This window comes from Roseburia lenta (assembly GCF_014287435.1).
Lineage (GTDB): Bacteria > Bacillota > Clostridia > Lachnospirales > Lachnospiraceae > Pararoseburia > Pararoseburia lenta.
This window is the reverse complement of the sequence record NZ_JACOPG010000004.1, coordinates 253,429-273,184: the sequence shown is the minus strand read 5'-3', so window position 1 is coordinate 273,184 and position 19,756 is coordinate 253,429. Positions and strand designations below refer to the sequence as shown.

The following is a 19,756-nucleotide window of genomic DNA, read 5'->3' as shown; positions in this document are numbered from 1 at the left end:
TTCATTCCTCCATACATCCTTTATATCTTAATGCCCTATGCCTGATCCGGACTATGCCCCGATGCCCCCACGGGATCCATGCCATCCAGCGTTTCCATATCATCATAAGACAATTCAAAATCAAAAATCTGCATATTCTCCGTCATCCGACTCGGTGTGACCGTCTTTGGTAGTACAACAATATCGTGTTGGTGTTCCCAGCGAAGTGCAATCTGTGCTACTGTTTTGTCGTATTTATTTGCCAAGGACAGCAAGGTCGGGTCATCAAAAATGCGTCCTCTGCCCAAAGGACTCCACGCTTCAACAATAATCCCCTGTTTCTGGCAAAAATCCACAGTTTCTCTCTGTAAAAATCCAGGATTGATTTCTATTTGATCCACCATAGGAAGCACTTCCATCTCCAAAATCGTCTCTAAATGCCGCACCAAAAAATTTGACACGCCGATGGCTTTCACTTGTCCGCTCCGATAAATATCGATCATGGCTCGCCAAACCTGCCGATTTGTCTCCTTCCAATCTGGGTCAAAAGCGTCCGATGCCGGCCAATGTACCAAATAGAGATCCAGATAGTCTAATCCCAAATTCTCCATGGTCTTTTCAAAAGATGCCATCACCTTATCATAAGTATTTTCTGTTTTCCAAACTTTACTGGTCACAAACAGATCTTTTCTTGCCAGACCCCCTTCTGCTATCGTGTCCCGGATAGCCTGACCAACCGCAACTTCATTTTCATAAAAAGCCGCTGTATCCACGTGCCGGTATCCACGACAAATTGCCTCTGTTACAGATTCTTTTGCAAGTGTCGGATCCGTGATCTTATAAGTACCAAATCCTAAAACAGGTATCTTTGTTTGATTTAAAAGTGTCATAGTCTGCATAAAAAGAGTCTCCTTTATCTGTATCTAAGCCTCATAATACACATATTGTCCCTTACCTCCCGCCTTGGCAGCGTATAAGGATTTGTCCGCTTTCTTGTAGAGGTCATAATAGCCGCCATCACAGGCGCTGGAAAGACAGATGCCCATACTGACGCTGATGACAAGCCCCTCATACTGGCAGGAAACACTATCAAAGATGCGCTCAACGATATCCTTGATGTCATCCTCCTGCTTGTAAGTCATGAATACGACAAACTCATCCCCGCCGTATCGTGCGGCAATGTCCTGTTCCTCACGGATGCAGCCCTTGAGGCAATCGGATACCTTTTGCAAGACACAGTCTCCGAAATAATGTCCATGGGTATCATTGATCTTTTTGAAAGAATCTATGTCAAAAATGATAAATGCAGCGTCCACGTACTTTTCGTTATCGATCTTGCTCTTGATCAGAAGTTCGCCAGTCACATGATTGTAAAGTCCGGTCAATAGATCCAGTGATGCCTGCTTTTCCAAAGACTCCCGCAGGTAATCCTGCCGATAGCGGTCTGTAACATTGCGCAGGCTGACAATACCGATAATATCTCCCTGGATATTGTCCTTGGTCAGATAGATCGTCTTATTGATCCACATCTCTTCTCCCGTGGAATCCAGGGTGCGGTAATCCTGTCGCAAGAGTGTCTTCCCATCCTGATAAGCCTCCACCATATAAGACGCAGAGGAAAACTTGCGGTATTCCGCCAGCGTATCCTTTGACACTCTGCCCTGCCATCTGGCGCAATATTCATCATAAGCACATGGTGTATGGATGCCTACGGTATTCAATACCCTTACCATGCCATTGGTCTTTTTATCTCTTTGGAAGATCTCATTCTCGATCAGGTTTTTTGAAAAATTGACCTGATATAAGACAACCGATTCAGTCAAGAGAGCATCCCGATACTGTTCCGCAGTCTGTAACATCCGCCTTAATTCCATATTCTTTCGTCGTATGATCTCATCATACTCATAGCGATGGGTCACATCGCGAAAGGTCACCGTGATCTGCCCATGCGCAGGATCCGGCACCAGCATCAGGTTGATCCACCGGTAGCCCTGCTCGATCATAAAACGGAAATCCCTGCTGATCTTGTCTGTCTTTGCCTCTTTTTTCCCTAGCAGAAAAAGAGAATCCTCTGCCAAAACAGATTGTAGATTCTCTTTGTCTTCCGGATGGCAAAGTCCGACCAGACGATCTCTCCAGATGTCACGATCCAAAACGTCATCCGGTCCCCATGCATCCCGTCCGTCATAGATGCAGATGACCTTCTTGTCCGCCAGGTTCAACTGATATATGCCCTCATATTGTTCAGATATCATTGCCAGAACCCTTTTTTCCAGTTCATATCCTTTCCCCATATTGTATTGTCTCCAAATCCTTGCATTTTGCTTTGGAATTATCTATCGCAATATGTATATTATACCATCCTTTATTCGTTTCTCCAACTAATAAGTGTATTTTGTCGTCAAAAAATATACTGGATCTTGTGCTTTTTCCTGCAAAAGATGTATTGGCATCCTATCATCATGCATCCTGCCATACTTCTTCTGCCACTTCCTTGACCAGTTTTAATTTTGCCCACTGTTCCTCCTCTGTGATCGTCCCCACCTCCGCTACGGTGATGACATATTTTAATTGTTGCAGTATCATGCTTTCTTCTCCTCCATCACCTCTTTATCGATCAGTATCTTTTTGAGTTTCTGTGCTGCAGCGTTCATCGGGCGTTTGGCATCGTAGACCAGACAGATCCTGCGCGCCGGGATTTCTTCCTCCAGCCGGATCCCGATCACCTCCTGCGCCATAAGGGCAGGTTCCGCCATCTTTTGTGGCAGAAAAGCCAGTCCCAGATCACTTTTTACCAGAGGCAGTACCTGGTCGCTCGTCGCCACCTGGGTTTCCGGCAAAAATTCCTCTCCCTGCACCCGGAACCACTCATGGTAAAAGCGGTAGGTCGTTGTCTCCTGCCCCAGACAGATCAAAGGATAGCCCCGCAGATCCTTCAACTTCTTATTTTGTCCCAAAAGATCTGAAAACATGGGACCACCGATCAGAATATCCTGAAAATCCTCCAGAGGAACTTCTTTGAGCGGCGCTTCTACCTGTATGGGCGTCGTCACCACGGCAAAATCGCTTTCTCCACTGCGCACCGCACGGATCGCCTGCGGGGTCGAATGGTTGCTGATCTTTAGGCGTACCCCCGGATACTCCCTGTGAAAAACCCGCAGATGGTCCAGAAGAAAGATATTTAAGGCGATCTCACTGGCGCCTATGGAGATCGTTCCGTGTTCCAAGCCTACACAATCCGACAATTCTTCCTCTGCCAGTTGAAATTGCTGCATGGCGGCAGACACCCTGACATAGAGTTTTTCGCCCTCCGGAGTCAGATAAACCCCACGGTTGGTGCGGACAAAAAGGGTGCAATGCAACTCATGTTCCAGACAATTCATAGCCCGGGTCACATTGGGCTGGCTGTTATTTAAGGCATGTGCCGCCTTGGTAAAGTTCTTGTATTTTGCCACATAGTAAAAGATCTTATAATACTCAAAATTGACATTCATAGGCCTTCCTCTATCATATCAAATCATGATTATTATCATATCAATGATATCTTTTATTTATTGCTACCATAAAATTATAATCACATTAGAAAGAGAAAACAACTAAAATAGGAGATGATTTTTATGTCATTGGTATTACCAAGAGAAGAAGAAGTGGAAAATATGTTTTCCAGAATCCTGTCTTCTGACCAGTATTGTGAACGATTGATGGATGCTTTTTACGATCATCTGTGTGATGACAAGCGCACAACGGACCCGGATCCCCATCATTTTGCAGAAGTCCTGCTGGGCGCTTACAAAAACGGTGATGTCAGTGCCTTACTGCTGGAACTGTTTAACCGCAGCATGTTTGACCTTTTAAAGGAAACTTACCTTATCCCGAAGCGTTTTCATGGGAAGAATGGAGAAAATCCTGTCCTTTTGACCGATGTGGACGGAAACCTGCTCAATGACAAGGCAGACCTTGTCTCCAGACATGAATATAAGAAATTCCATGAGATCTATCAGGCGCATCATGCCGCCCCACGTTCCAAACTCTATCTCGCCGACGCCTATGATCTGGTTCGCTACTACACCTCCGGTATGGATATCTGCGAGAAAGCGGAAAACAGGGAGCGCGGCATCCTCATCCTCTATGCCCTGCCGGATACCAAAAAATTAGGTCTGACCGAAGCCCAGGCTTATGATGTAATCTGGTCGACTTTCCATGATATTCAGGAAGAAGCCTATTCCGCTATTGTATATTACGGACAGGAAACCGGCATCCGCTCCGGCAAATCGTTTGATGAACTCGGCGTCCTGCTTCCCATCCATCAGTTTGAAAATAAGATGCTGCAGCACCTAAGTGTGATCGACGGACTGGTACTTTCCTGCCGTGAAGAAATGATAAAGACTGCCGGCAGTGACAGTCTGGAGTTCTAGGAAAAGAGGCAGCATGATGAATACATTACAAGCCCAACCCGGCATCAAAAAAAACCATATGGATATTTTATGGCATGACTACAGCGACCCCAACGATACCATGCCGATCATCTCTGCCACACTGCCTGCCAAGGCATCTGTCATCGGGCGTGTCGGCATCATGATGTTAGCATGCGGAACCGGAGCCTGGCGTGTCCGCAGTTCCATGAATACCCTATCCGAACTCATGGACATCACCTGCACAGTGGACATTGGACTCATGTCGATCAACTATACCTGTATTGACGGAAACGACAGTTTCAGCCAGTCTCTCTGCCTGACCAATACCGGGGTCAACACTTCGCAGTTGAACCGTCTGGAAAAGTTTGTTTCCAATTTTTCCAAAAACGAACGACAGCAGACCTGTGAGCAGATTCATTCTGCTCTGGATGATATCGAAAAAATACATGGCTTATACTCACCACTCACACTAGCCGCCTCTGCCGCTCTAGCCTGCGGAGCCTTCACTTTTCTGCTGGGCGGCGGCATTGTGGAAATGCTCTGCGCCTTTGTCGGCGCGGGCATCGGCAATTACATCCGCTGTAAACTGTCCAAGCACCACTTTACCTTATTTTTGTGCATCATTGCCTCCGTTTCCGCCGCATGCTTGTCCTACACGCTTTTATTAAAACTCTTAGAGGTCATCTTTGCGGTACGGCTGGAGCACGAAGCCGGCTATATCTGCTCCATGTTATTTATCATTCCCGGCTTTCCTTTCATTACAAGCGGTATCGATCTCGCCAAACTGGATATGCGATCCGGCACCGAGCGTCTGGTCTACTCGCTGATCATCATTACGGTCGCTACCATGACCGCATGGATCCTGGCTATGTCTTTGGGCTTACAGCCTATGGACTTTTTGCCTTTGAACTTAGTCCTCTGGCAATGGATCCTGCTCCGCCTGCTCGCCAGTTGCTGCGGGGTCTTTGGCTTTTCCATTATGTTTAACAGTCCCGTGCGACTGGCACTTGCCGCCGGTCTGATCGGTGCCATTTCCAATACCGTAAGGCTGGAACTAATCGACCTGCTTGCCCTGCCACCTGCCGCTGCAGCCTTTATCGGGGCTTTTATCGCCGGCCTCTTAGCCTCCACCTTAAAGGGATTGGCAGGCTATCCGCGTATCTCCCTGACCGTGCCATCCATTGTCATCATGGTTCCGGGGCTTTACCTTTACAAGGGCTTTTATAATCTTGGCATTATGAACCTGACGGCTGCGGCTTCCTGGCTGGCATCCGCACTCCTTGTCATCTTAGCCCTGCCTCTTGGGCTGATCTTTGCCCGCATCCTCACCGACAAAACCTTCCGCTATTGCACCTAGATACCACAGGGACGTTTCTTTTGCCAAAGGGGACACTCCTTATGGCAAAAGGAACGTCCCTGTGGCGCATAAAAGACCTACAACTTGGCAACACTAAAAGTAGTTGAAGTTGGAGGTCTTTTTTATGAGCACATACAAGGTTGAGATCTGCGGTGTCAACACTGCCAAACTGCCCTTACTATCCGATGAAGAAAAGAATGAACTTTGGGATAAGATAAAAGCAGGGGACGCGCAGGCACGCGAGACCTATATCAAGGGAAATCTGCGCCTAGTGCTCAGTGTCTTAAAACGTTTTTCCGGTCATGGGGAAAATCTGGACGACCTCTTTCAGATTGGCTGCATCGGGCTCATCAAATCCATTGACAATTTTGACCCGACTATGAATGTCAAGTTTTCTACCTATGCTGTTCCCATGATCATAGGCGAACTCCGCCGTTATCTGCGTGACACTTCCAGCAGTATCCGCATTTCCCGTTCCCTGCGCGATACCGCTTACAAAGCAATCGTTGCCAAAGAAAATCTCCTGCGCACCAGCGTAACAGAACCTACCATGGACGAGATCGCCGCTGCCGCAGGCATCCCGGTGGAAGATATGATCTATGCCTTAGATGCCATGCAAAGCCCCCTGTCCCTCTATGATCCTATCTACAATGATGGCGGCGATACCTTATATGTCATGGATCAGATCAGTGACAAAAAAAATAAAGAAGAGAACTGGGTCGAAAGTCTCTCCTTAAATGATGCCCTTGGAACCTTAAGTCCAAGAGAATCCCATATCATAAAATTGCGTTTTTTTGAAGGGAAAACCCAAATGGAAGTTGCCTCTGAGATCCAGATCTCCCAAGCCCAGGTTTCCCGCCTCGAAAAAAACGCCTTAAAATCCATGGAGCACTATCTTACCGGCTCCACTTGTCGCTCAAAGCATTGATCTGATCGGCAAATTTTGCCAGATCCTTATTCGCCATGCCCTCGCAGTCCCGGATCACGCGCATAAGCCGCTCTCCTGCGGCAAGCAGTCTGGCGAATACATTGGAAGATGCCTTGGAGGATGGCGTCTTCTTTTGTTTTACCTGTCGGCTGCCCTGCTCCAAGCAGGCTCCGGTCAGAAGATCAAAGCGGTCGCCGGAATAAGGTGCATACGCCTCATAGCCGTATTTTTCATGGATGGCATCTGCAAAAGAATCACAGACAGCATCCTCCCCATGTACGACAAAGACCTTCTTTGGCGCCTTTTCAAAGCCGCCCATCCAATCCAGCAATTTATTCTTATCGGCATGACCACTGATCCCCGGCAGATTTTCAATCCGTGCCTCCACATGGACAGTCTCACCAAAGAGTTTGACCTCCTTAGCCCCATTTAAAAGGTTAAAGCCTAGAGTCCCCGGCACCTGATATCCCACAAAAAGAATGGTAGATTCCGGTCGCCAGAGGTTGTGCTTGAGATGGTGGCGGATACGGCCTGCCTCACACATACCGGATGCCGAAATAATGACCTTTGGCTTCATGTCAAAGTTGATCATCTTGGACTCATCACTGGTCACTGCCATCTTTAAACCCGGAAAACGGATCGGATTCTTGCCCTCGGCGATCAACCTCTTTGCTTCCTGACTAAAACATTCCGATACATTATCATGAAAGACCGCAGTTGCCTCCACCGCCAAGGGACTATCCATATAGACCTCAAAATCCTCTAAATCAGACAGCATGCCCTCCTCTTTGATCCTGCGGATAAAGTAGAGCATTTCCTGTGTCCTGCCGACGGAAAATGCCGGTATGACCAGATTGCCTCCCGCCTGAAACGTAGATCGCATGATCTGTGCCAAAGCCTTGGCAAAATCGATCGGCGCCTCATGCAAGCGGTCTCCATAGGTGGATTCAATTAACACATAGTCTGCCTCTTTTAAGTATTCCGGCTCCTTAATGAGCGGTCGGTTTCCCTGTCCGATATCCCCGGAAAAAACCATCTTTCGCTTTTCATTTCCTTCTGTCAGCCAGACTTCAATGGACGATGATCCCAAAAGATGTCCGGCATCTACAAAGCGGACCGTGATCTCATCGCAGACCTTGATCGTCTCATGGTAATGCACCGGCACAAATTGCTCCAAGACACCTGCGGCATCCTCAACCGTATATAAAGGTGTGACCTCCGGCCTTCCGGCACGTTTTGCCTTACGGTTCTTCCACTCTGCCTCAAAAGTCTGGATATGTGCGCTGTCCTTTAACATGATGTTGCAGAGTTCACACGTCGCCTCTGTCGCATAGATCTGCCCCCGGAAACCATGCGCATACAAAAGTGGCAAAAGCCCCGAATGGTCGATATGTGCATGGGTCACAAAGACATAATCAATACTGCTCGCCTGTACCGGGATCTCTTGGTTTTCATATATATCCGGCCCCTGCTCCATGCCGCAGTCCACCAAAAACTTCTTATCGCCCACTTCCACATAATGACAGGAACCTGTCACCTCATGGGCTGCCCCCAGAAATTCAATGATCATACCTTCTCCTCCGTTTCGTCAGAAAATCTTCTGTTCCATACCCATATTATATAACATTTTTCCAAAAAATCACACTACTTTCATACCATTTTCCTGCCGTGCCATCTCCCGATGCAGCCGCTTCATGATCTTTTTTTCCAGACGGGAAATATAGGATTGGGAAATTCCCAAAAGGTCTGCCACCTGCTTTTGCGTCAGTTCTTCCCCATCTTTGCTATGTAGCCCGAAACGCAGTTCAATGATCATCTTCTCCCTGCCGTTTAAGGTCTTTAAGGCCTGATGTAATAGTTTGAGATCTGCCTGCGTCTCCAAATCCCGGTAGATCACATCCTCGTCCGTGCCTAAAATATCCGACAAAAGAAGTTCATTTCCATCCCAGTCCACATTGAGAGGTTCATCAATCGAAACCTCCAGTTTCTGCTTGTTATTTTTACGCAGATACATAAGGATCTCATTTTCAATACAGCGCGACGCATAGGTCGCCAGTTTGATGCTCTTGGAAGCATCAAAGGTATTGATTGCCTTCATCAGACCGATCGTGCCGATGGAGATCAGGTCTTCGGTTCCCACCTTGGTATTATCAAATTTCTTGGCGATATAGACGACCAGACGCAGGTTATGGGCGATCAGTTTTTCCTTTGCCTCCTTATCCTGATGATCCTGCATAGCCTCGATACATGCCTGTTCCTCTCTTGCATTCAAAGGTTCCGGAAGCACCTCACATCCACCGATGTAAAGCAATTCCAGTTTCTCTCTCGTAAGCCATCGAAACAATAAACGCATATGCTCACTCCCAACAAAAATCTTTATGTAATATCATCTGGTAATTTTTCCCCTGAAACAAGGATGCCTTGCCAAATCCCAGCAGGATCTCTTTCTGGCTGACCATTTTTCCCGCCTCTTTCATCAGGAATTTATCTGCTGCTACGATCTCCATAAAATCCTGCCCTGCCACCGTCTCATAAGCGATCAGACGCATCCGCTCTGCCGGGATCTTCCATTTCTCCTTATAGTCTTCCGACACCACGCAAACCGGTCTGCCACTGATGGGGTCACGCAAGAGATTTCCGGTATCGGCGAGTGCCTGCATTTTTTCCACATGCCCACACACCAGGATCGCCACTTCCCGCTGCTCTCTTTTTCTTGCCTGTAAGATCGATGCAATGACCGTAAGCAAAAAAAACAAAGCACATGTCAGAGGCAATAAGAAGTCCCGGATCTCCGCCGGCAGATACAGATCCAACAGGGACACCAGCCCGCCCAATCCTGCATAAACGATCAGCAGGTGAAAATAAAGGACTGCCAATGCCTTAGGGGCTGTCCTTTCAAATGCCAGTAACAGCATGAGTGGATTGACAAGAAAAACGACAAAAATGACATAGCCCCAAAAGGAATGTAAAAACAGATATGCCAGACAGCCAAGCCCCGTAGCAAGCAGGCTCGCTAAGACCAGCCTTGGCACCGACATAGATTTTTCCTGCCAGATCGCAAGAGCTAGAAGACTTGCCAGATCCAGCATAAGATTTTGTAGAACAAGAACATCCAAATAAACGACATAAATAAAAAGCCACCTCCTTTTGATAAGATCAATTATAAGGAAGTGGCTTTATAAATTCTGTCGAAACGAGCCTGCTAGATTATTTTCTTGTGTTCTTTAAAAATTCAGGAATCTTGATGTCTTCCTGCTTGACTGTGCTGGTCGGCTGCTGTGGCTTGGTCAGTGGTGGGAAGTTGCCCATACCGCCTCCTACAGATGCTCCACCAGCCTGTGATGCTGCCGATGGTCTCGGTGCCTGTGTCGTAGGCTGTGTATGTACGCCTGCGCCAAATCCGCTGACGGATGGCTTTGGTGTGCCAAGCCCGCTGGCATACTGCATATTATTTAAGAGAGAACTGCCCATAGATGGCTTTGGTGCTGCTGCCGGTGCGTCCTCTAAGCCTGTAGCAATGACTGTGATCGTTGCTTCATCCGGCTTGGACTCATCATACTTGGCACCGAAGATGATATTGACAGAATCTCCTGCAAGATCCTTGACATAAGTAGATGCTGCATTGGCATCCATAAGAGAAATATCTCCGGAAATATTGATAATGACATGTGTTGCGCCATTGATGGTCGTATCCAAAAGTGGACTCTCTACTGCCATACGAACAGCCTCTGTTGCCTTTTCATCACCCTTGGCTGTACCGATACCGATATGAGCAAGACCCTTGTCCTTCATAACAGTCTGGACATCTGCGAAATCCAGATTGATCAGAGCCGGCAGATTGATCAGGTCTGTAATACCCTGTACTGCCTGCTGTAATACTTCATCTGCCTTCTTGAGTGCTTCCGGCATAGTCGTTCTGCGGTCTACAATCTCTAATAATTTATCATTCGGGATCACGATCAAAGTATCAACATTTTCCTTGAGTCTCTCAATACCGGACTCTGCGTTGACCATACGTGTCTTTGCTTCAAACTTGAATGGCTTGGTCACAACACCAACGGTAAGGATGCCCTGCTCCTTGGCGATCTTGGCAACAACCGGTGCTGCACCTGTTCCGGTTCCGCCACCCATACCACAGGTAACGAATACCATATCTGCGCCCTTGACATTGGCTGCGATCTCCTCTGCGGTCTCCTCTGCTGCCTTCTGACCGATCTCCGGCTGTGCGCCTGCACCAAGACCCTTGGTCAGTTTCTCACCGATCTGGATCAATGTCGGTGCCTTGCAAAGGGAAAGTGCCTGCTTATCTGTATTGATCCCGATAAACTCAACACCTGCGATATTCTCATCAATCATTCTATTCACAGCGTTATTTCCTGCGCCACCTACTCCGATCACGATAATCTTGGCACTGGTATCCGCTTCATTCGTCATTATTTCAAGCAAGGTCTTAATCCTCCTTCTTCCTATCTCAAAATCTATGAGTGAACCCATAAATCCTATTCTACAAACCCATATAGATTATAATATATAAATTTTATTCATTTATCAACCTATTTTTCAAAAAATTTGAAATTTATACAGGCTATTCTTTTGGTCTTTCAAACACAATATCTGTGTTATCCGGTGTCCAGTTTTCTAAATGTAGTGTCCCGCTTTGTCCTTCCAGATTTGGCAGGATATGTGGCAGACGCATGATCTTTTCTTCCACGTTAGTATCATTTCCCACACAGATCAGAATACTTCCGTAAACGACCGTAATGCGGCCTCTTTCATCAAAAGAAAGGCTGCTGATCGCAATGTCGTACTTCTTTAAGATCTTTAAAAGATTTAACATGAAGGATAACTGGTCTTTTTCCAGCCCGACCTTACTGCCGACCTTTGCCTTATCCAGGGTGATCCCGGACACCTGCATCACATTTTCAATGACGCGGTCCGACACCTCCACCACTTTTCCGTCTTCATCAAAGTAAGCCATACGGTTGTCCGAAAGCAAAACGCATCCGAAAAGTTTCTTTTCCGTCACGTCGATCTCCAACTTGTCATAGCCCTTGATCTTTACCTTGATTGCGGACACAAAAGGAATATCGGTCTTTGGCTTGATGAGGTTCTTGCCCCAGGCATAGACCGTATTCTTGGAATAGGAGTCGTCCAGTACCAACTGCTTGATCTCCTCCTCCGTATAGACGGTATTGCCTTTGACCGTCACCGTATGCACCGTACAAAAAGCATAGATCGCCATAGCGGCGACAAGCAGGCAGATGATCACACCCAGGACTATATTAAAAAAGTAAAAGCGGAACTTGGAAAATTTCTTCTTTTTTTTCTTTGGGATCTCTTGGTTGTTTCTTCCTTTTCGTTTCATCAATCACAGTCTCCATCCTCTTTCTATCCTAAGTCTCCACATGCGCACTCTTTGACACGCTGAGGGCTACGCCCATCTCCGCGATCAGAAACATGATGGAGGTTCCTCCATAACTGACAAAAGGAAGCGTAACACCGGTGTTTGGCATGGAATTGGTCACAACGGCAATGTTTAAGATAACCTGTAAGGCGATATGCACCATAATGCCGATCACCAGATAGGATCCAAACATGTCTTTGGCATTGGTCGCGATCAAAAGCAGGCGCCACAATAAAAGAATATACATAAGTATCACACAGATGGCTCCGAAAAGTCCCAGTTCCTCACAGATGATGGAAAAGATCATATCATTCTGCGCCTCCGGGACAAAGCCCAGTTTCTGGATACTCTCGCCCAGCCCCTTGCCAAAAAGTCCGCCGGATCCGATCGCATACAAGCCCTGCAGGGTCTGATAGCCGGTGTCGTAATTTTCCGGGTGTAGCCAGATCTGCACACGCTCCTGCCGGTATGTTCCAAAAATAAAGACAACCGCCAGTAAAGCAACGCCCACAAAAGCAAGGATAAACGGTGCCGTCTTGGGACTGGAAATAAAGACCATGATAAAGGCGATCCCCACAATAATGATGGCGGTACTCAGGTTGTTATAGGCAACCACCACAAAGATAGGCAAGATCGTTGCCAGCAGTTTTATATTGCCCTTGAAGGTGCGCATAGCCATCGGTCGTTTACTGATTACCGTTGCCAGATATAAGATCACAGCAACCTTGGCCAGTTCGGACGGCTGGAAGGAAAATCCTGCAATGTTGAGCCAGCGGGAGGATCCATGACTACTGGTTCCCACAAAGTTTACCGCCAAACACAGAACCGTCGCCAAAAGATACGCCACACCCGCAAATTTGGCAAAAAAATGGTAATCCAGTTTGACACAGATATAAAGCAGAACAAAACCAAGTCCTGCTGACATCGCCTGTCTTTTCAGATAATAAATGGAACTGCCGAACTTCAAGGTTGCATTATAGGCACTGGTACTATACAACATAACAAGACCAAAACCTAAGATACATATGATCATCAGCAGTAAGGTATAGTCGATATATTTGGTTGTTCCGGTGCGCTTTCTTTTCTTTTTTTGCGCAGTCACGGCTCTCTCCATGCATTACTCCTTTAGATTTCTTACATATGCTTTAAAGATATCTCCACGCTGTTCGTAATTGTCAAACATGCCCCAACTTGCACATGCCGGTGATAAAAGAACAGCCTCGCCCGGTTCTGCTGTCTCATAGGCAATGTCTATGGCTTCCTCTAAAGAATCTGCAAAGACATAATCATGAAAATCATGTGCATCGGCGCAGACCGCGATCTTCTTCGCCGTCTGTCCGATCAGGACCAGTTGCTTGACCTTGCCATCAAAACTATCGATCCACTCATCATAAACGGACTCCTTGTCATAACCACCACCGATCAGGACTGTCCTGCGGTTCATGGCACAGATGCCCTTGATCGCGGCATCCGGGTTGGTTCCCTTGGAATCGTTGTAAAAGGCAATGTCATTCTTTTTGCAGACAAACTCGATACGGTGTTCTACTGCATGAAAGGCTCTCAGTCCCTCCCGGATAGTCTCCATCGGCACGCCCATGCCATCGCAAAGTGCAACCGCTGCCATAACATTTTCATAATTGTGTGCACCTAAGATATTGAGTTCTTCCACCGAAATAATATGCTCGGTCTTTCCATTTCTTGCCCACAGGATCTCATTTTCCTGTAGATAGAGCCCAGCATCCAAAGTCTCGGTGCTGGAAAACAAGACGACTTTTTGCTCTAAGGTCCTTCCAAAGGCACGCAGGACTTCATCATTATAATTGAGCACACACAGATCATCCCTGGTCTGGTTCTTTACGATGCTCTCCTTGGCGGCAATATAATTTGCCATGGTATGATGGCGGTTCAGATGATCCGGCGTGATATTTAAGATCGCAGCCGCTTTCGGTGCAAACGTATCAATGGTCTCCAACTGGAAACTGCTGATCTCTGCCACAACAACCGTGTCGTCTGTCGTCTCCTCTGCCACGCTCGTATAAGGAATACCGATATTTCCAACGACTGCCACGTGTGCAAAATGTCTTGCCATGATCTGACCGACCATGGTTGTTGTCGTCGTCTTACCATTGGTTCCGGTAATGGCTACCACGTGCCCCTTGCCAAGGACATATGCCAGTTCGATCTCGCCCCAGATGGTCATGCTCAAAGTTTTCATCTTTTCTACCAAAGGAATATCCAGCGGCACGCCCGGGCTCAAAACGGCAATATCAAAGGACTTTAACATATCCTCCGATACATCCCCCAGGATCAGTTCCACCGGTGTCAGTTCCGGGTTCTTGCTGCGGAATGCTGCCACATCCAAAGCCTCATTGCCATCCTGTATATATACCTTTTTTGCATGATGCAGCAAGAGTTTTGCTGCTGCCACGCCACTTTTTCCTGTTCCTACGACAAGTACTGTCTTATTTGAAATATCCACAATCTGCCTCCTGACTTTTCTCGTTTAAAGTGCTGCATATCCGATCAGGCAAAGCAGTGCCGTGATGATGGAAAATACGGCTACAACTCTGGTCTCTGACCAGCCGGAAAGTTCAAAATGATGATGGATCGGTGCCATCTTAAAGATACGTTTTCCGTGTGTCAGTTTAAAGAATGTCACCTGGATGATCACGGATAAAACCTCTACCAGATAGATCAGACCCACGATCAGGATAAAGAGTGGCATCTGTAACATATAAGCCGTTGCTGCCACAAAACCGCCCAGTGCCAAAGATCCGGTATCTCCCATAAAGACACTTGCCGGGTAGACATTAAAGAGCAAAAATCCTAAGAGTGCTCCCACGACCGCACAGGTCACCGGCTCGATTCCACTGTTCATCCCTACGGCTACCACCGTAAAGAATACTGCAACCAATACCGTTACCGAAGATGCCAGACCATCCAGTCCGTCTGTAAAGTTGACACCGTTGACTGTACCGATCACGGCAAAATACATGAGCGGAATGGCAAGCCAGCCCAGATCAATGTAATGTCCGCCGGAAAACGGCACCAGCATGGTCAAAGAAACATCCGTGTAACGCACCAGATATACGGCAAAGATCGTTGTCACCACGATCTGTAAAAGCATCTTCTGCCATGCCAAAAGTCCATCCGAACGGCGCAGAACAACCTTTAAATAATCATCCAGAAATCCGATAACGCCGAAACCTACCGTAAGAAATACGATCGGTATGATCTTGGGATAACGTGACACATAAAAAAGAGATGTGATCACGATCGCTGCCAAAATGATCAGGCCGCCCATGGTCGGCGTTCCTGTCTTGATCTGATGCGACTCCAACTCCTCACGCTCCGTCTGTCCAACCTTGAGTCTTCGTAAAAAAGGAATAACAATAGGTCCTAGAATCGTTGCTATCCCAAATGAAATAAGTACCGGAAATAAAATTTTTTCAACCATAACGACTCCTTGTTTATTATGCATTCTTTTGCAAATTTCATTTTTTTCAACTAAATAGTATAAGTGTTTTGGCACTATTGCGCAACTGCACTATCCGTATTTTTTTCGGTCTCTTCCACGCCCAGATAAGGCAGGATGTTTTCAAACAACTGGCTGCACACCGGTGCCGCGATCGTGCCGCCATAATAAATGCCTTGGGGCTCATGGATAATAACGATGGCTAAGACCTCGGGATCCTCTGCCGGGGCAAACCCGATAAAGGAAGCGATATACTTTCCGCTCCCGCGGGGAAGCATCTGCGATGTCGCCGTCTTGCCTCCTACGGCAAAGCCTGCAACCTGACCGTTCTTACCTGTCCCCTCCGCTACCACCTGATGCAAAAGACCTCGCAGGATCTCAGAGGTCTCCTTTGATACGACACTGCCTTTGTCCTTGGTCTTGTAAGTTCTTGTCACCTTGCCATCGCGATCCCGGCAGGTCAGTGCGATATGCGGGGTGACGCGCTCTCCCCCATTGATCAGAGAGGACACTGTAGATGCCATCTGTATGGGCGTTAATTGAAAAGACTGACCAAAGGAAATGGTCGCCAGTTCCACCGGACCTACATTTTTTAACTGGTGCATGATGGTCGCTCCTTCGCCGGGCAGGTCGATCCCGGTCGTCGAAAGCATCTGGAACTGTTCAAAATAATGAAAGAAACGCGGCGCTCCCAGGCGCAGTCCCAACTGGATAAAGACCGGATTGCAGGAATTCATGATGGCATGGGTAAAATCCTCGCTCCCATGTCCTGTTGTCTTGTGACAACGGATCCGCGTATCCTCCACCGTGATACTGCCATTACAGTAAAAGGATTCCTCCGGCGTGACTACCCCTTCTTCCAGTGCCGCAGCCGTTGTGATAATCTTGAAAGTCGATCCCGGTTCATAGGTATCACTGATACAGATATTGCGCCACATCTCATTTAAAAGATCGGTCTTCTCCCCGGTCTGCCCCGCCATGTATTCCGTTAAGGTAAAAGGTTCCTGCAGGGAAAACTCCGGTACGTTGACCATGGTATAGATCTCCCCATTTTTCGGATTCATGACAATAATCTCCACACCGGATGCCTGATGGCGCTGCATGGTCTGTTCTGCCAACTGGGTGGCGAAACGTGAAATATTGTAGTCCAGCGAGACATAAAGATCATCCCCTGCCTCCGGTTCCAGCCGAACCTCCCCCAGTTCGGCGACCTCCACGCCTCTGGCATCCGTATAGGTCAGAATCTTTCCATCCTCTCCCTGCAAAGCCTCATCATAATAAGCCTCCAGCCCGATGATGCCCTGATTGTCGCCACCGGTAAAGCCTAAGACCTTAGATAAGATGCGGTCATAGGGATAATAGCGCTTGTAGTCATCATCCACCTTGACCCCTGCAAGATCATAGGCACGGATGGCATCCCCAATGTCTTTTTCCACATTGGTCTTGATCTTTTCGATGGAGGACACCTTTTCTACTTTCTTTCGTATTTCTTCCTCCGTCAGCCCCAGTTCCTTAGTCAGGCAGGAAATGACCGCCTCCGGATCCTCGATCTGGTTATGTATGACGGAAATTGTGCATACCGTCTTATTTGACGCAAGAATTACGCCATTTCTATCAATAATGCGTCCTCTTGCCGCCTTCACCTTGCGCTCCCGCTGCTCCACCTCTACCGCCAGTTCCGCGTAATGGCTTGCCCGAAAGATCATCAGATAGCCTACGCGCAGCCCTAAAGCCAGCAAAACGACGATAAAGGTCCCACCGATCAGTTTTGCCTTTCGGTGGGAGTACACACGCAATCGTTCCATGCCAAGCCTCCATAAAACGCTTTATCACATTTTATTCTGCTGCCACAGAATCCATACGTTCAATATTCATATAAGGTAAGATTTGTGAAAAGATATTCTTTGCAATGTAGGAGGATTGTGAGCAATGTGACTGGTCTGCCACATGCGGCTCATCCACGACCACATAGACCACGACCTGAGGATCGTCTACCGGAGCAAATCCGATAAAGGATACCACATAGTTACCGGATCCACGCGGCACTTTTTCCGCCGTACCAGTCTTACCACCGATAGCATAGCCCTCAACTGCTGCCTTGGCACCGGTTCCCTCACTGACGACTGTGTACATATAGTCGCGCAGGGTGTCACTGACTTCCTGGGAAACCGTCTCCTTGGTCACGACCGGACTGATCTCCTGCACGGTATTGCCGGAGCCATCCACGATCTTTTTTACCACATGCGGCTGATAGATATTGCCACCATTGATCAGGGAGCAAAAGGAGGATGCCAACTGGATCATAGTCACATTGAAGCCCTGTCCGAAAGAAGAAACGGCAAGGTTTGACTCCGTCCGCGCCAACTGTTCCTCACTAAAGATCAAAGATGCCGTAGATGCCTCACCCGGCAGATCGATGCCTGTCTTTTGTCCGAACCCGTATTCCCTGCTGTATTTGGCAAAGTTAGCAGGTCCGATGGCGCGCACCATCTGCATCAGGGCATCGTTGCAGGAATCCCTCAGAGCCCCACGCAGGTCTTCGGTACCATGACCACTACGGTTGACACAGTGGATCTCATGTCCGCTGACCCACTCGCTACCATCGCAGATATAGGTCTCATCCCCACGCAGGCTGCCGGAGTCCAGTCCCATAGCCTCGGTAAACGGCTTAAAGGTAGAACCCGGTTCAAAGGTATTTGAAATCGTATAATTCTGCCAGAGTTTATTGAGTTGGTTCATCTTGTCTTCATCCGACATTCCCGCCAGTTCTTCCTCTGTAAAGTATGCACTCAGATCCTTTGGATTATTCAGATCAAAGTTCGGATAGGATGCCATGGCAAGCACATCCCCGTTTTGTGGATCCATAACAAGGACTGCCGTATTATTACTGCCGGTCGCCTGTCCTTCCGTCTCCTGCTTCATCTCCTCGTTTGCCTGTAAGATGGCACTCTCCACGATGGACTGGATATTGGTGTCTATTGTCGCCACCAGAGAATAGCCGTTTTCCGGTTCAATGACCGTCTGCTCCAGATTGCTGTCAGCATTCAGATACCCATAAGATCTGCCATTGGTACCGTTTAAAGTATCGTTATACTGATTTTCCAAGCCGATCACACCGGTCGTTGCATTAGCAAAGCCGATCATGGCACTTGCCAGCGAATTGTAAGGATAAGTCCTTGTATATTCTTTTTCAAACCAGATCCCCGCGATCTGATCCTTGGTATCTTCGCCGTTCATTAAGGCTTCAAAAGCCGCCTTTTCCTCATAGGAAACATGCTTTGCCAGCACTGTATATTCCCGATCCGGATTGTCTGTGATCTCCTGATTGACCTGGTCCGCCGTGATCTCCGGGAAGCACTGGGTCAGATAGGCGATGGTAGATGAAATCTTTTCCTCGTTTGCATGCAAGACCTTGCTGTCCAGGATGACATTATAAACATCTACGCTTGTCGCAAGAACCGTCCCCTTGCTATCCACGATGTCACCGCGCTTATACGGAATGATCGTACTGTCATATTCCTGCTGTGAGAGCACGATCTTTTCGTATTTCTCCCCACTCGTGTATTCGATATACATGAGCCGGAAGATCAAAGCCACAAAAAGAATGCATAATACTCCAAAAACAATGTAAAGCTTATTATGCATTCTCCTAAGTAACTTTTTCGGTTTTTTCCTTCTGCTTCTTCGTATCTGTCTAGCCAATCAAAAAACTCCTATCCTATGGAATATTGTGATACTGGTTCATATAATCACTACTATCCATATCATAATACACGATCTGGTCAGCATTTGCATAGACCATGCCCATCTCATTGATGGCAGCCGTCTTGATGTCGCCTAAATTGGTCGCACTGGCGATGCGGCTCTCGGTCGCACTGTTGGATGCCTTGAGATCAGAAATATTCTGCTCCAAAGCCGAAATATTATCCATATGTGTCGTGATGCTGTTGGTCAGATTGATATAGCCTACAAAAAGACCCACCAATGCAACTGCCACGGATACAATATACATAGAATAGACACGTTTGCGGCGCATGGCTGCCTGTGCCTTGCGTCTTGCCTGTCTTCTCTTTCTTTCTCTTTCTTCACGGATCTCACGCTCTCTGGTATGGCGGTCCGGAAGCGGCTGTTCTACCTGTCGTACGGTATTGCCGTCTGTATAATAATAAGTCTTTACCTCAGTCATAGTCCTCTCCTT

Annotated in this window: 18 protein-coding genes; 3 read left to right on the top strand and 15 right to left on the bottom strand. The window is 47.5% G+C overall.

Annotation, left to right across the window (positions count from 1 at the left end; translation table 11 throughout):
- Positions 1 to 35: 35 nt before the first annotated feature.
- The 4 genes from H8R94_RS11035 to H8R94_RS11025 all read right to left on the bottom strand — a co-directional run bounded on the left by H8R94_RS11035 (position 36) and on the right by H8R94_RS11025 (position 3,473).
- Entirely contained in the window at positions 36 to 878 is an 843-nt protein-coding gene (locus H8R94_RS11035) for an aldo/keto reductase (RefSeq protein WP_118281934.1), read from the bottom strand.
- A gap of 24 nt (positions 879 to 902) precedes the next feature.
- The gene (locus tag H8R94_RS11030) at positions 903 to 2,273 is read right to left on the bottom strand and encodes a GGDEF domain-containing protein (RefSeq protein WP_186854663.1); all 1,371 of its coding nucleotides are present in this window, start codon (positions 2,271 to 2,273) and stop codon (positions 903 to 905) included.
- A 166-nt stretch (positions 2,274 to 2,439) separates the two neighbouring features.
- A complete protein-coding gene (locus H8R94_RS12305; RefSeq protein ID WP_279286827.1) occupies positions 2,440 to 2,565 on the bottom strand; it encodes a hypothetical protein in 126 nt (41 codons plus the stop codon).
- Complete coding sequence (locus H8R94_RS11025; RefSeq protein ID WP_186854662.1) at positions 2,562 to 3,473, bottom strand: LysR family transcriptional regulator; 912 nt, start codon at positions 3,471 to 3,473, stop codon at positions 2,562 to 2,564. Before H8R94_RS11025 ends, H8R94_RS12305 begins: the two co-directional genes overlap by 4 nt.
- Before the next feature lie 123 nt (positions 3,474 to 3,596).
- Between H8R94_RS11025 and H8R94_RS11020 the strand changes: the two genes are divergently transcribed.
- The 3 genes from H8R94_RS11020 to sigG all read left to right on the top strand — a co-directional run bounded on the left by H8R94_RS11020 (position 3,597) and on the right by sigG (position 6,679).
- Positions 3,597 to 4,394 (top strand): DUF4866 domain-containing protein, encoded by a 798-nt coding sequence (locus H8R94_RS11020; RefSeq protein ID WP_186854661.1) that lies wholly within the window; start codon positions 3,597 to 3,599, stop codon positions 4,392 to 4,394.
- Positions 4,395 to 4,407: 13 nt separating this feature from the next.
- Positions 4,408 to 5,751, top strand: a complete 1,344-nt coding sequence (locus H8R94_RS11015; protein WP_243238501.1) for a threonine/serine exporter family protein — start codon at positions 4,408 to 4,410, stop codon at positions 5,749 to 5,751.
- A gap of 124 nt (positions 5,752 to 5,875) precedes the next feature.
- Complete coding sequence (gene sigG, locus H8R94_RS11010; RefSeq protein ID WP_118281939.1) at positions 5,876 to 6,679, top strand: RNA polymerase sporulation sigma factor SigG; 804 nt, start codon at positions 5,876 to 5,878, stop codon at positions 6,677 to 6,679.
- On the opposite strand, the gene H8R94_RS11005 is transcribed toward sigG, so the two are convergent.
- The 11 genes from H8R94_RS11005 to H8R94_RS10955 form a co-directional block, all read right to left on the bottom strand.
- On the bottom strand, positions 6,648 to 8,249 hold the full coding sequence (locus tag H8R94_RS11005; protein WP_118535529.1) for an MBL fold metallo-hydrolase RNA specificity domain-containing protein: 1,602 nt from the start codon (positions 8,247 to 8,249) through the stop codon (positions 6,648 to 6,650). The two genes, sigG and H8R94_RS11005, sit on opposite strands and share 32 nt — an antisense overlap.
- A 69-nt stretch (positions 8,250 to 8,318) precedes the next feature.
- Positions 8,319 to 9,032, bottom strand: coding sequence for an RNA polymerase sporulation sigma factor SigE (sigE, locus tag H8R94_RS11000; protein ID WP_118281941.1), 714 nt, complete (start codon positions 9,030 to 9,032; stop codon positions 8,319 to 8,321).
- Between the two features lie 4 nt (positions 9,033 to 9,036).
- Positions 9,037 to 9,768 carry a sigma-E processing peptidase SpoIIGA gene (locus H8R94_RS10995; protein WP_243238509.1) on the bottom strand — a complete coding sequence of 244 codons (732 nt, stop codon included), beginning with the start codon at positions 9,766 to 9,768 and terminating at the stop codon, positions 9,037 to 9,039.
- 118 nt (positions 9,769 to 9,886) lie between these two features.
- Positions 9,887 to 11,125, bottom strand: coding sequence for a cell division protein FtsZ (gene ftsZ, locus H8R94_RS10990; RefSeq protein ID WP_118281943.1), 1,239 nt, complete (start codon positions 11,123 to 11,125; stop codon positions 9,887 to 9,889).
- A gap of 139 nt (positions 11,126 to 11,264) precedes the next feature.
- The gene (locus H8R94_RS10985) at positions 11,265 to 12,044 is read right to left on the bottom strand and encodes a cell division protein FtsQ/DivIB (protein ID WP_178009275.1); all 780 of its coding nucleotides are present in this window, start codon (positions 12,042 to 12,044) and stop codon (positions 11,265 to 11,267) included.
- 28 nt (positions 12,045 to 12,072) lie between these two features.
- The gene (locus tag H8R94_RS10980) at positions 12,073 to 13,197 is read right to left on the bottom strand and encodes an FtsW/RodA/SpoVE family cell cycle protein (protein WP_118281945.1); all 1,125 of its coding nucleotides are present in this window, start codon (positions 13,195 to 13,197) and stop codon (positions 12,073 to 12,075) included.
- A gap of 3 nt (positions 13,198 to 13,200) precedes the next feature.
- Positions 13,201 to 14,562, bottom strand: coding sequence for a UDP-N-acetylmuramoyl-L-alanine--D-glutamate ligase (gene murD / locus H8R94_RS10975; protein ID WP_186854659.1), 1,362 nt, complete (start codon positions 14,560 to 14,562; stop codon positions 13,201 to 13,203).
- Positions 14,563 to 14,586: 24 nt separating this feature from the next.
- Positions 14,587 to 15,540 carry a phospho-N-acetylmuramoyl-pentapeptide-transferase gene (gene mraY, locus H8R94_RS10970; protein ID WP_118281947.1) on the bottom strand — a complete coding sequence of 318 codons (954 nt, stop codon included), beginning with the start codon at positions 15,538 to 15,540 and terminating at the stop codon, positions 14,587 to 14,589.
- Between the two features lie 74 nt (positions 15,541 to 15,614).
- Positions 15,615 to 17,363, bottom strand: a complete 1,749-nt coding sequence (locus H8R94_RS10965) for a peptidoglycan D,D-transpeptidase FtsI family protein (protein ID WP_118281948.1) — start codon at positions 17,361 to 17,363, stop codon at positions 15,615 to 15,617.
- Positions 17,364 to 17,394: 31 nt separating this feature from the next.
- On the bottom strand, positions 17,395 to 19,203 hold the full coding sequence (locus H8R94_RS10960) for a peptidoglycan D,D-transpeptidase FtsI family protein (RefSeq protein ID WP_178011081.1): 1,809 nt from the start codon (positions 19,201 to 19,203) through the stop codon (positions 17,395 to 17,397).
- A gap of 73 nt (positions 19,204 to 19,276) precedes the next feature.
- Positions 19,277 to 19,744 carry a hypothetical protein gene (locus H8R94_RS10955; protein WP_118281950.1) on the bottom strand — a complete coding sequence of 156 codons (468 nt, stop codon included), beginning with the start codon at positions 19,742 to 19,744 and terminating at the stop codon, positions 19,277 to 19,279.
- Between the last annotated feature and the right edge of the window lie 12 nt (positions 19,745 to 19,756).